The organism is Pseudoalteromonas sp. GABNS16E (genome assembly GCF_028598715.1).
Lineage (GTDB): Bacteria > Pseudomonadota > Gammaproteobacteria > Enterobacterales > Alteromonadaceae > Pseudoalteromonas > Pseudoalteromonas atlantica.
The window spans coordinates 40,298-52,464 of record NZ_JAQREZ010000014.1; the positions used below are offsets into that span (position 1 = coordinate 40,298).

Below are 12,167 nucleotides of genomic sequence, written 5' to 3' on the forward strand. Positions count from 1 at the left end.
TGTTTAAAGCTATTACGTTTTATATATGAGGGTCGATCACCGTAAAAACAATGGCTAAAAAGCGCTAAAATAATCTTGCTATTAACTGGTTTTACCTTATGCTCAAGCCTCATTTTTTGTTGAGCTTACACCATGATAGACAAGGCTTTACTCCTTAAAACTCACGAACTGTCAGAGCAATTAATTGCTTTACAAACACCCATTAGAATACTCGATGCCATTAACTGGGATAAACAAATCAAAGAGGCGTTTTTTAGGCAAAAGTGCCAAAAAAATCCGCTAATCGATAGCGCCTATTACCAGCAACGAGATTTAGGATTTGTCCCCAGCGAATTACGCCAAGCGTTTTCTAACTTGCATCGCAATATTATTAACCAGTTAGGTCAGCTAAATCCTATTTCTCAATACATGGGTAAAATGTGTAGTGAGTATAAAACGGTGCTCAGTATGCTTGAGTATAGAGGAACGCCTGAGTTTCATGATTTGTCGGTAGAGCTTTTTGGTCACCCAAAAGATTTATTTCATGCAGGTGAACCTTCACTGTTCGAACTTGCCAATATGATAGAAAAGCCACTGCAAAACTTATTAATAGCCGATATTTTGCCTGATAATCCTAAAAATATTAATGCAAGTGATGCCGTGCGTATTTTATCTGAGCAAGTAAATAGCAGTATGGCGGGTATTAATGTAGAGGTTATGCTCAGCGATGGGATTGTCAGTGATGCTGCTGCAGGTGCAAATAACATTAAGCTAAATCAAGATGTTAAATTCTCCCAGCGTGAGCTTGATATTTTAGAAGTGCACGAAGGGTGGATACACGTAGGTACAACGCAAAACGGGCTAGCTCAGCCTTATTTAACCTGTTTAAGTAAAGGGACGCCAAGCTCAACAGTGACTCAAGAAGGGTTAGCTGTTTTAACAGAAATAATTACCCTTAAATCAACGCCTAGGCGTTTATCAAAGTTAGTAAATCGTATTCAAGCAGTTACTAAAGTGATTGATGGCGCAGAGTTTGTTGATATATACCGTGACTACTTAGCGCAAGGGCTTTCAAAAGATGAAAGCTATACGTTAGCACAACGTGTATTTAGAGGCAGCACGGCAACAGGCTTACCTTTTACTAAGGATATTGCTTACATTAAAGGATTTGTGCTGGTATATAACTTAATTCGTGTTGCTATACAGCTTGGGCGCATTGATCAGCTGCCATTATTGTTGGTCGGAAAAATATCGATTGATGATTTTAGACTTATATCGCAATTACATAGTTTAGGTGTAATAGAAAGTCCAAAATTTGTACCACCACATTTTAAAGATTTACGAGGTTTAGCAACGTGGCTAAGCTTTGGCAGATTTATAGGTGACTTATCGTTTGAACAGTTAGAAAACGACTATAAACCATTATTTTTGTAATAAGTAGCGCAGGTTGCTTTTATTAGAGCCTGCTCTGTTGAGCAAAAAGGTAAACAAGCCCCAGTTATTTAATGCAATAAAAAAAACGCAGTTGGAATGAGCAACTGCGTTGAAATGTATAGGTACAAGCCAGCGTACCTATAGCGAGGAACTTATTTTCTTAACCTGTTAATACTTGGCTGTGCATTTGCTCGTTTAATACAACGACCTCAGCACGTTTAAAAAAGTTAAAGTCGGTTGCTGTAGCAAGTGTGTAGGCACCCATCATACGGCTAATAATTAAATCGCCATTGTTTAGTTTTGGCAGCATAATTGAATCACTTATTACATCTATACTGTCGCATGTTGGGCCTGCAAGTACCGACTCAAAACGCTCGCTATCTTGTTTTGCACTATCGATAGGGTAGGCTGCTTCATCAAACATTAAACCGCTAAAAGAGCCATAAACGCCATCATCTAAGTAGTACCATGTTTTACCTTCGCGCGTGGCTTGTCCCATTACAGAGGCAACACTGGTTACACTACTTGCTACAATAAAACGGCCAGGTTCAGCAATAATTTGCATTGTTTCCGGTAATTGTGTCAACGCGATATTAATAGGCGCACAAAATACATCAATTGGTAGCACATCTGCGCTGTACGGCACAGGAAACCCACCACCAATATCGAGCGTACTAAGTGCTGGTAAGCCTAACTCAGCCACCTGTTTAACCACTTTTGCAGATGCATTTATCGCTTCAACGTATTTAGTTGGGTTAGGTGATTGCGAGCCAACATGAAACGATAACCCTTTAATACGAATACCAAGTTGCTGGGCAAGGCTAATAATGTCGATTGCCGCCTCTGGGCTGCAGCCAAACTTTTTAGATAAGTCAGCAAATGCATCTTTATTACGAAAGCTTAAACGCACTAAAATTTCGGCTTGATCTTTATAGGCAATAAATTTTTCAAGCTCGTTAATGTTATCCACCACAAACACTGTACAGCCGTAGGCAAGTGCGTCGCGAATGTCACTGTCGCGCTTTATTGGGTGCGTGTGAATTGTACGCTCGCTTGGTACGCCTTGGCTTGCTACTAAGTCAACTTCGCCACTGGTTGCTAAATCAAAGCTTGCGCCTTCATCTAACAAAGTGCGCACGACAGCAGCATGCGGTAAAGGCTTTAAAGCAAAATGTAACACAACGCCAGGCAGTGCATGTTTAAGTGCACGGTATTGACGACGTATAGCGTCGCAGTCAAGCACCATTAGAGGTGCGCAAAATTGTGAAGCAAGTTGTTCAATGTGGGCAATACTCGGTTGCGCGCAATCAATTGCTTGATTTGCAGCAACCGCTGCTGCAGGTACTTTAGTTACGGTGTCTTGTTGTTGTGTTGATAAAGCCATTTTATTTTCCGAGTCAATTAAGCAACTGCTCGGGTATGGTGTATCCACGAGTCAGTTGAGTGAGATCAATAGTGCAAACGCACAGTCAAATTCACTCTTGGATAGTTGCTCTATCGCCTTGCTACAAACGGGGTTTGTAATGTACTCGGATTGGCTATCATCAAGAAGCGGCGAGATAATAATGTAGGTTTTTATTTAGCGCAATAAAAATTTTAAATAAATTTAAAATAATTTATTTGTTATTAAAATCAGTGGCTTATGTTGATTTGTGGAGTTTGTCTTGACGATTGATTTTACTCATCAGAGGTTAAGTATACGTGCTCTTGAGAGTAAGCAAGCATCATAGCGCTAGATGTATCAGCACTATAGGCTTGTTGTAAACTTTTTTGTAAGCGGTCGTAAATTTCGGGGGTGTTCATTAAAATATTGATGGCTTTTATTACTTTTTCGCCAAGCTCTGACTTACTACATGCAAAGTAGCCATTAACAAATTCTGGAAATTCAGCTATTTCACGGCTATCTATTTGTTTTAGTTGCTCACTGGTGAGTGCACCGAGTACGTTAACCTCGTAATCGACAATCATGTCTATTCTATTATGGATGAGAAGTTGAGGCAGTTGAGAGCTGGTATCTTCTGAGCTTATCGCTGCAATTTGCTCATTATACTTTGTTAAAACAGGCTCAAGTTTTTGATAACTCGTTCCTGAGTCTACGGCAAGGGTAAAGTCTTTTTCTAGTAGTTGAGCAACAGAGACTCGTTCAGGAAAGTTTTGTAAGGTGCGTTTAAATGCGTATATTTTTCGTTGCTCGTAAATAGTAGTTGGTATATTTAAGAACAAAATATGTTTTTCACGCTCGGGCGTTTTTATTATATCGTAGCTGCACACTGCTTCATTACCCATAAGCCGCTTGATTAAACGAGCTTGGTTGGTCCACTGCAATTTAGTATTAATTGTATGATTGAGCAGGCTTTCGAACGTTTTATCTGAGTTTAAAAAGCCATCAGTAGACGCATTCGCTCTAGAGAGTAATGTAAGTGGTTCATTTGCATGGCTCAATGATGATATAAGCAGTACATGCAAGATAATCAAAAATTTAGTAAATACAGGCATAAAACTTAGTGTAAATGTTCTAAATATTTTTGTCATAAAAAAAAGCCCAAACGGGCTTTTTTTTAAGTTAAAACATTAAGGCATGTTTTATTTTTAACGCGCGTTAGTGCTTTCAAAGATTTTATCAGCAGAGGCTGCAACAAACCCCGTGTAAAGCTCGCCATCGGCTTTAGGGTATCTAATGGCAAACTCATAAAAGCAGCTAGGGATGCGCAGTTCGCCGTCGCTGAAGGTGACAGCGTAATCATCAGCAAGCGTTGATGATTGCTCTAATAACACCTCTGGTGAGCCTTTTACTTCGCCGCCTGATGTATTTAGGGCAAAGCCTGCGTCTTTAAGTGCTTGGTTAACATCCTGAATATTATCAAACTTAGCAAGCATATTAATATTTACAGTAAAGTGGTTTGCACGGTAGCCCCATGCCGACATCCACGCTGCGTACTCACTTTCAGCGAGTAACTGCTTGTAAGTATCGCTACTTACTTGCCAATGGGTGCCTGAGTATAAAAAGTTATCGGCAGTTACTGCGTTTTCATCTATTTGCTCTACCATATCTGTCACAATGGCTTGTAACTCTGGTGAACACTTTTCAACTAATAGCTCTGAAATAAATACTTTAGGTTGCTTAGGGTCGCTATGCTCGTAGTGTTTAGCATAGAGCTTTTTAGCTTCAAAGTGGTATTCACCACACTCTGTATAACCAAGTGCTAAAAAGTGCGCGGCTAGTTTTTCTAGGCCTACTTTTTCAATATTAAAGGTCCGCAGCGCAATATGGTCGTTAATAATGTCATCTTTTTGCGTTGAGCCTAATAAATCATGAATTTTATCTGCCGAGGGGGTAACGGCTAAATAGTTATCCCATAGGTTTTCAAATAATGTATTTACGTTAGTGTGCATGTTAAATCCTTAAATTGGGTTATTCACTTATTCAATTACTAAGCCTGGCGCTAAAGTTTGTGGCAGGTTTACCTTATCGGCCTCAACTGATGCTACAGGGTAGGCACAATAATCAGCGGCATAATACGCACTGGCTCTGTGGTTACCACTTGCGCCTATGCCACCAAACGGTGCCGCACTAGAGGCACCCGTAATAGGGCGGTTCCAATTGACAATGCCGGCACGAATGCGCTTTAAAAAGTGGCTGTAATCATCTTCGTTATCGCCAAGTAAGCCTGCTGATAAACCAAAGTTGGTGTTATTAGCCTCTGCTATTGCGCTGTCAAAGTCGTTGTAGCGATACACTTTAATGAGCGGGCCAAAGTGTTCTTCATCGGCCATGTTGGTAATGTTAGTTACATCAATAATACCTGGGCTTACAAACCCAGTGCCTGCTTTTAGCTGCTTAAGCTCAACAAGTATTTCGCCACCACTTGCAACTAATTCATTTTGCGCTGCAACCATGCCTAAGGCGGCTTTTTCGCTGATCATGGCGCCCATAAATGGTTGATCGCCAGCAAAGCTGTCATCAACAACAATGTTTTTAGTGGCGCTAATCAGTTTTTCTAAAATAGCATCGCCATTGAGCGATTTCTCAATAAACACGCGGCGTGCACAAGTACAGCGCTGGCCAGAAGTAATAAAGCCCGATTGAATAATATCGTGCACTGCAGCGCTTACATCGGCTACATTTTTAACGATTAAAGGGTTATTACCGCCCATTTCAAGCGCTAATATTTTACCTGGGTGGCCTGCAAACTGTTTATGTAATAAATGGCCGGTGTTTGAGCTGCCGGTAAAAAATAAGCCGTCTATGTTTTGATGCGAAGCAAGAGCTTTACCTGTTTCTACTTCACCTTGCACTAGGTTAATAACACCTGCTGGTAAGCCTGCTTTTAACCAAAGTGATAAAGTAAATTCAGCAACGTGAGGAGTTAGCTCAGACGGTTTAAATACCACGGTGTTACCCGCTAAAATAGCAGGGACTATATGGCCATTAGGTAAATGCCCAGGAAAGTTATACGGGCCAAATATAGCCACAACGCCGTGTGGTTTATGGCGTATAAAGGCTTTTGCACCCGGCATTGGGTTTTCAGTGGTGCCGGTACGCTCGTTGTACGCTTTAATCGAAATGGCCACTTTACCTGTCATAGCGCCTACTTCTGTGCGTGTTTCCCAAAGAGGCTTGCCGGTTTCGCGCGCTATAATGGCTGCAAATTCTTCGCTGTGCTCTTTTAATTGTGCTACAAAGTTTTCAAGTATGGTTATACGCGACTCAATAGGCGTATCTGCCCATTGTACTTGTGCGGCTCTAGCTGCATTGATTGCAGCATCTACTTGCTCTGCTGTTGCGCCATTACCTTGCCATACAACTTTGCCGTTACTCGGATTAACAGAGCTAAAAGCGTGGCCTTGGCCTGAATGCCATTGGTTATTTATAAGGTGTGTGTTCATATTTGTTTTACAGGCGGAAAAAACGCGCTGCATCTCCTTGGGATAAATTAAGGGCATCAGCCACTTCTTGGCTTATTACTAATGTGTGCTTAGCGTGGTTATAGTGGGCGTGCTGGGTAAAGGTTGCTCTAAACCCACCTACACCTTGATTGCAAACGGCTAAAGTATCTGAGCTGTGCTGGCTAATATGTTCCAGCTCGCCAATTGTAATAGGGCATACTTGAGACTCACGAATACTGCGAATATTACCAAGCTTGGCTTCTACCGTTGGGCCTGCATCAAACAAATCAACATAGCCACGGTGCTCAAAACCTTCTTTTTCGAGCAGTTTAAGTGCCGGTTTAGTTTTTTCATGCACGTTGCCAATCACTGCTTGGGCTTTTTTACTTAGTAGATTGACGTAAATAGGGTATTTAGGCATTAACTCACTAATAAACACTTTATCGCCAAGCCCTACTAAATGATCGGCCTTGGGAAACTCAATACTAAAAAAGTGCTCTTGCAGCCACTGCCAAAACGGTGAATGACCATCTTCGTCACTTACGCCGCGCATTTCAGCAATCACAGTATCGGCAAAACGCTCGCTGTGCTGCGCCATAAATAAAAAGCGTGAGCGTGATAAAAAGCGCCCGGTTAAGCCTTTACGGCTGTTTTCGCGCAAAAACAAAGTACATATTTCAGAGCATCCGGTGTAATCGTTACACATGCTTAAAATATCAACGGTGTTATAAACATTAAGTGTAGGCGAGTGGTGTACTGTTTTACCTAAATGGTAATGATACAAAGGCACAGATAAACCAACAGCGGCTTCTATGGCGGTTGTGCCAATGACCTCACCTGTTTCACTGTCTTCTAAAACAAATAGGTAGCTTTCATCTAACGGCTGATTGATATTTTTAGCAAAGCTTTTTTCGGCGCGGTCTATTTTGTCTTTTAATAGCTGGTCGTCCACCGGAAGTGAGGTAAACCCATGGCCCGATTCAATCGCAATTTGCTTAAGTGCAGCAAAGTCTTCAGTGGTAATAGGACGTAATACTTGCATTTATTACTTGCTCCAACAGCGCGCCCTAAGGCGCGCTTAATTAAATTAGCCGTTTACTACGTCGCTTACTGCTTTTTCAAAGCGTGCTAGGCCTTCTTTAATATCTTCAAATGGAATAACTAAAGAAGGGGTAAAACGAATAACATTCATGCCTGCAACAAGGTTCATTAAACCATTGTTAGCACTGGCAACTAAAAAGTCACGTGCACGGCCTTCAAATTTATCGTTTAATACCGCACCAATAAGTAAACCTTTACCACGTACTTCACTAAATACGTTGTATTTTTCGTTTATTGCATTTAAACCATCGCGAAATAGTTGTTCACGCTCTTTAACGCCGTTGAGTACATCCGGTGTGTTTACGGTGTCAAATGCAGCTTCTGCTACTGCACAAGCTAGTGGGTTACCACCGTACGTAGAGCCGTGCGTACCAACTTTTAAGTGCTCTGCGATATGAGTACGAGTGATCATAGCGCCAATAGGAAAACCACCGCCTAACGCTTTAGCTGTCGTTAAAATATCGGGCACTACACCTAAACCTTCGTAAGCGTATAAATCGCCAGTGCGGCCAACGCCTGTTTGTACTTCATCAAAAATTAGCAGTGCATTGTGCTTGGTACATAACTCGCGTACTTTTTTAGCAAATTCGTCGGTAGGTGAAATAATGCCGCCTTCACCTTGTAGTGGCTCCATCATTACGGCACATGTTTTATCACTGATAAGTGCTTCAAATGCTGCAATATCGTTATAATCACAATGCATAATGTCGCCAGGTTTAGGGCCAAAGCCATCAGAGTAAGCAGCTTGCCCGCCCACCGTTACAGTAAAAAATGTACGGCCGTGAAACCCTTTGTTAAATGCAATAATTTGCGATTTTTCTTCGCCGTGTACGTCAAGTGCAAAACGACGAGCAAGCTTAAGAGCCGCTTCGTTGGCTTCTGCGCCTGAGTTTGCAAAATACACTTTATCAGCAAATGTCGCTTCAACCATTTTTTGTGCTAAACGCAGGGCAGGTTCGTTAGTCATCACATTTGATAAGTGCCAAATTTTTTCGCCTTGCTCTTTTAAAGCAGATACAAGCGCTGGGTGACAGTGGCCTAAACAATTAACGGCAATACCGCCTGCAAAATCAATAAACTCATTGTTATTTTGATCCCACACACGTGAGCCTTCGCCGCGCACTGGAATAACTGCCGACGGGTTGTAGTTTGGCACCATTACATCGTTAAATAAGTCTCTTGTTACTTGCATTATGTACACCTAAAAATTGTGAATATTGGATAAAGATTAGCAAAATAAAAACGTTAGCGTTTTCTCAGCTAGGTAATTTTTGTTATTAAGCACTATTATCGAAGGTTGTAGGTTAAATTTGCAGTGCTATTTTGTGAAAAATGATTACAATAAAAGTCAAAATAACGAAATTAATAAGCAATATGATAACTCCACAAGACGAAAAGCTACTTTCAATTTTAAAAACCAATGCAAGAGCCAGTATTTCTGACTTGGCACGCATGCTTAATTTATCGCGCTCTACCGTGCAAAGCCGTATGTTAAAACTTGAAGAAACAGGTGTTATAAAAGGCTATAGCGTAGACTACGGTGAAGACTATTTGACCAGTATGGTCTCGGCTCATGTATCTATAAAGGTGATGCAAAAACTCACCACTAAAACCAATTTAGAACTTAAACAAATTGATGCTATTTCCCAGCTTTATGCCATAAGTGGGGAGTTTGATTTAATTGCTGTAGTACAAGCGCAAAACTTAGAAAAGCTAAGCCATTTACTTGATGATATAGGTAATTTAGATGGGGTAGAGCGCACAACATCGTCAGTGATTTTAGAAACAAAATTTAAGCGTTAAAGTTAAGTGTTACTAAAGCGAAAGGTTACCTATTGATTTAACTTAATATTTAATTTTATCGAAGTTAGATATTTTGGCAAAGCCTTACTATACTTATTGTAATTAACACAATTATTTAGCAATGGATTATGCCCACAACGTTATTTTTTGCACTTTTAACTTTAACTGAACCCTTAAAATTAGGTACCAATGTATCGCTTACAACACCAGATAATGCGGTTAACCAAGTGCAATGTATTTTACACAATATGGACATGCCATTTGAGTTGCAATCGTTACCTTGGCTGAGGGCTCGTCGCGAGGTAAAACAAGATAGGTTGGATGGGTATTTTACAACGCATTTAACCTCTGAGATGAGCCAGTATGGTAAGTTGTCATCACCTATTTACCTAGAAAATTGGTACTGGTTTACTCATCCCGATAGCGTTAATAAAGACCCCAAAAAAATACGTTATGGCGTGGTCCATGGCAGTTATCAGGCTAATTGGTTTAAAACGCAAAATATTACCTCGTTAGTTGAAGTAAACTCGCTAGAAGAAATAGTAAACGTACTTCACCATCATAGAGTAGACAAAGTATTACTTGATTTAGATGACTTTAATAATGCTGCCGATCACTTAGGTATTGACGCATCTGCCTACCCGCGCTCATTTTATCGTTATGTGCCTTTAGGTGTTTTTGCTGCTAATAAGCTTATTAATTCGCACCCTTCTTTTTTAGAAAAATTCAACGAAACGATTCCTCAATGTGCCCCTGCACCGTTTTATTTATCACAGGGTGAGCAAGTACAAATACTAAATACGTTGTTAGAGCCAATAAAGGCGTTAATTTCACAGCCCATAATTACCGATGCCGCGGCGCAAAGTAACCATATAAAGCTGAAAAACAAAGCGCTTAAACTCGCTGACGAGCATTGGATAAAAGAAGTCAAAACACATCAACATGATTTAGCTAAAAAAATGTTACTTACTGATGCTTCATTATATTTAAAACAATGGCAAAGGCAGTTCAAAGGCATAATTACCGAAATTATAGTGACAGATAAGCAAGGTAAAAATGTGGCTATAAGCAAAATCACCAGTGATTATTGGCAAGGGGATGAGAATAAATTTAGCCTCGTATACCAGCAGTCTTTAGTGTATCGCTTTGACAGTGTTGAATATGATGCTTCAACACATCATTTTCAGGTGCAATTAAGTCTACCCATAAAAAATGCCAAGGGCGATCATATTGGCGTTATTATTTTGGGAGTTGATGTAGAAAAAGCGCTGCACTCATTTAATAACAACGCATTAAATTAATAGCGTGTGCAGCGTCTTATTAAAGCGCGCGTGTATAGCAAAATTTTGTGTAGCTATTTATTTACGGCAGTCTTTGGCGCTTGTCTGATAACGGTTTTTTGTGCTTCATTTAATTTAATAACGTAAGCATTTCCTCCTACCAGCCCTTTAAATTCTTCATCGGTAAAAATAAGTGTATTATCATCATAAAAGGTGATCGCTTCTTTTTGCGTGACAATACCTAAATCGATTCGAGACACATCACCAGAAAAAAACTTGTCGCCTTTAAAGTTCTCGAACAGCCAAATGCTTGTAGAATCAAGTAACACAAGTTTAGTCCTGTCAGGGCTAAGAGCAGCGGATGTGATCCAACAGAGTTTTTCTAGAGTTGTGCATGTTTTAAATGAATCAATTAACTGAGCATCAAAATTGGCTGCATGATCGCCCACTTTATAAACATTGGTTATGCCATCGAAAGGTTCTGTTCTATTTTTGGTAAATAAATATAAATGGCGTTTGTACTCTACAAAGGCCTCTAAATCAAAGTTGCGTTTGTTAGGGGTAATGGGAGTGCCATCCATTTCAGGATAGGTAAACTTAATAATTTCGGCTTCGGTGGTCTCTGTTTTTATGTCTATTGGGTTTTCTATTTTATAGATAGTTAACCACTTTCTATCGTTTTTATTATTGCCAAAATCACCTAAGAAAAAATGACCAAATTTATTTTGCGTCATGTCTTCCCAGTCTATATTTTTAGCATTCGTAACAAGGATTTCTTTTTCAATAGCGCCATCTTCGCCTAGGCGATAAAGTTTTGGGTCGTCACCGCCATCATTAATCGCCCACAAGCGCTTTTTTTTATCAAACTCAATGCCTGAAATTTCTTTTAATTTAGGGTCTACTGATAATTGCTTTTTACTATAAAGGGTATATACAGAAAGGCTTACAAAGGAGGCAAGTGCAATAAATACAATTACCGTAGTAAATAAAATGCTTTTTTTCAACATGAAATTTTTGGTATTTCAGAGACGTAAGATGCTGTGTATTATTACTTAAGCACACTGATAACGAAAGAATTTTATAGGTTAGTGTGAACCTTTATATGATTTTTTGCTCAATATATTAATAATGAAAAATGATTAAGTTGGTTTAATACTTGCTGTACATTAGTTTGTCATTAATAAGCGAAAATTTTTATCGTAATCGCACCTTATATGTGCAGCTAAAAACTTTTTGCACTGTAATAATGCGTAAATAAAAATTTGTTTAAATTACCCGCGTTTAATGATGTTTAAATGCACCCCACATCGCCCTTTAAAGTGTTGTATCGGCCCTGTGGCAAAGATTAAGTACCCATTTTGGTTTAGTTGGAGCCTACTATGTTGAATAAACGTTTTTTCAAAACAAAAAATGAAGCTGAAGTTACCTTTGAGTTTACCCACCCTGATGCAGAGCAAGTAAGTTTACTTGGCGAATTTACCGATTGGCAGCCGGTGCCTATGAAGCTTAATAAAAAAGAAGGGGTCTTTAAATGTAAGCAACGCTTGCCAGTTGATCAGCAGTTTCATTTTCGTTATTTAATTAATGGTGATATTTGGGATAACGACCACCAAGCAGATGACTACCTACCTAATACATTTGGCACAGAAAATAGCATAGTGAACACTCAACGCATAAATTAAG

General features: G+C 39.7%; 11 protein-coding genes. 4 read left to right on the plus strand and 7 right to left on the minus strand.

The window, feature by feature from the left end; translation table 11 throughout:
* The first annotated feature begins 132 nt into the window (after nucleotides 1-132).
* Nucleotides 133-1,413, plus strand: coding sequence for a flavohemoglobin expression-modulating QEGLA motif protein (locus PSI06_RS08125; RefSeq protein WP_273603552.1), 1,281 nt, complete (start codon nucleotides 133-135; stop codon nucleotides 1,411-1,413).
* Between the two features lie 160 nt (nucleotides 1,414-1,573).
* Here the strand turns inward: PSI06_RS08125 and PSI06_RS08130 are convergent, their stop codons facing one another.
* The 6 genes from PSI06_RS08130 to PSI06_RS08155 form a co-directional block, all read right to left on the minus strand.
* A complete protein-coding gene (locus PSI06_RS08130; RefSeq protein ID WP_273603553.1) occupies nucleotides 1,574-2,797 on the minus strand; it encodes a type III PLP-dependent enzyme in 1,224 nt (407 codons plus the stop codon).
* Nucleotides 2,798-3,090: 293 nt separating this feature from the next.
* On the minus strand, nucleotides 3,091-3,945 hold the full coding sequence (locus tag PSI06_RS08135) for a transporter substrate-binding domain-containing protein (protein ID WP_273603554.1): 855 nt from the start codon (nucleotides 3,943-3,945) through the stop codon (nucleotides 3,091-3,093).
* Between the two features lie 57 nt (nucleotides 3,946-4,002).
* A complete protein-coding gene (locus tag PSI06_RS08140) occupies nucleotides 4,003-4,806 on the minus strand; it encodes a DUF1338 domain-containing protein (protein ID WP_256846281.1) in 804 nt (267 codons plus the stop codon).
* 27 nt (nucleotides 4,807-4,833) lie between these two features.
* Nucleotides 4,834-6,300: a succinylglutamate-semialdehyde dehydrogenase gene (gene astD, locus PSI06_RS08145; RefSeq protein WP_273603555.1), complete on the minus strand. Its 1,467-nt coding sequence runs from the start codon at nucleotides 6,298-6,300 to the stop codon at nucleotides 4,834-4,836.
* 7 nt (nucleotides 6,301-6,307) lie between these two features.
* Nucleotides 6,308-7,342, minus strand: coding sequence for an arginine N-succinyltransferase (astA, locus tag PSI06_RS08150; protein WP_004586442.1), 1,035 nt, complete (start codon nucleotides 7,340-7,342; stop codon nucleotides 6,308-6,310).
* Nucleotides 7,343-7,387: 45 nt separating this feature from the next.
* Nucleotides 7,388-8,593, minus strand: a complete 1,206-nt coding sequence (locus PSI06_RS08155) for an aspartate aminotransferase family protein (protein WP_273603556.1) — start codon at nucleotides 8,591-8,593, stop codon at nucleotides 7,388-7,390.
* 182 nt (nucleotides 8,594-8,775) lie between these two features.
* Between PSI06_RS08155 and PSI06_RS08160 the strand changes: the two genes are divergently transcribed.
* Both PSI06_RS08160 and PSI06_RS08165 read left to right on the plus strand, forming a co-directional pair.
* Nucleotides 8,776-9,204 (plus strand): Lrp/AsnC family transcriptional regulator, encoded by a 429-nt coding sequence (locus PSI06_RS08160; protein ID WP_004586440.1) that lies wholly within the window; start codon nucleotides 8,776-8,778, stop codon nucleotides 9,202-9,204.
* Between the two features lie 128 nt (nucleotides 9,205-9,332).
* Entirely contained in the window at nucleotides 9,333-10,505 is a 1,173-nt protein-coding gene (locus PSI06_RS08165; protein WP_273603557.1) for a cellulose-binding family II protein, read from the plus strand.
* Between the two features lie 53 nt (nucleotides 10,506-10,558).
* On the opposite strand, the gene PSI06_RS08170 is transcribed toward PSI06_RS08165, so the two are convergent.
* On the minus strand, nucleotides 10,559-11,491 hold the full coding sequence (locus PSI06_RS08170; protein WP_029774473.1) for a hypothetical protein: 933 nt from the start codon (nucleotides 11,489-11,491) through the stop codon (nucleotides 10,559-10,561).
* Nucleotides 11,492-11,863: 372 nt separating this feature from the next.
* Between PSI06_RS08170 and PSI06_RS08175 the strand changes: the two genes are divergently transcribed.
* Entirely contained in the window at nucleotides 11,864-12,166 is a 303-nt protein-coding gene (locus PSI06_RS08175; RefSeq protein WP_004586437.1) for an isoamylase early set domain-containing protein, read from the plus strand.
* Nucleotide 12,167 lies beyond the last annotated feature (1 nt).

Excerpts from the sequence above, each read along its gene's own strand:
- PSI06_RS08160 (WP_004586440.1), top strand. The coding sequence starts at position 8,776 with ATGATAACTCCACAAGACGAAAAGCTACTTTCAATTTTAAAAACCAAT.
- PSI06_RS08140 (WP_256846281.1), bottom strand. The coding sequence starts at position 4,806 with ATGCACACTAACGTAAATACATTATTTGAAAACCTATGGGATAACTAT.
- PSI06_RS08175 (WP_004586437.1), top strand. The coding sequence starts at position 11,864 with ATGTTGAATAAACGTTTTTTCAAAACAAAAAATGAAGCTGAAGTTACC.
- PSI06_RS08130 (WP_273603553.1), bottom strand. The coding sequence starts at position 2,797 with ATGGCTTTATCAACACAACAACAAGACACCGTAACTAAAGTACCTGCA.
- PSI06_RS08165 (WP_273603557.1), top strand. The coding sequence starts at position 9,333 with ATGCCCACAACGTTATTTTTTGCACTTTTAACTTTAACTGAACCCTTA.
- PSI06_RS08170 (WP_029774473.1), bottom strand. The coding sequence starts at position 11,491 with ATGTTGAAAAAAAGCATTTTATTTACTACGGTAATTGTATTTATTGCA.
- PSI06_RS08135 (WP_273603554.1), bottom strand. The coding sequence starts at position 3,945 with ATGACAAAAATATTTAGAACATTTACACTAAGTTTTATGCCTGTATTT.
- PSI06_RS08125 (WP_273603552.1), top strand. The coding sequence starts at position 133 with ATGATAGACAAGGCTTTACTCCTTAAAACTCACGAACTGTCAGAGCAA.
- astA (WP_004586442.1), bottom strand. The coding sequence starts at position 7,342 with ATGCAAGTATTACGTCCTATTACCACTGAAGACTTTGCTGCACTTAAG.
- astD (WP_273603555.1), bottom strand. The coding sequence starts at position 6,300 with ATGAACACACACCTTATAAATAACCAATGGCATTCAGGCCAAGGCCAC.
- PSI06_RS08155 (WP_273603556.1), bottom strand. The coding sequence starts at position 8,593 with ATGCAAGTAACAAGAGACTTATTTAACGATGTAATGGTGCCAAACTAC.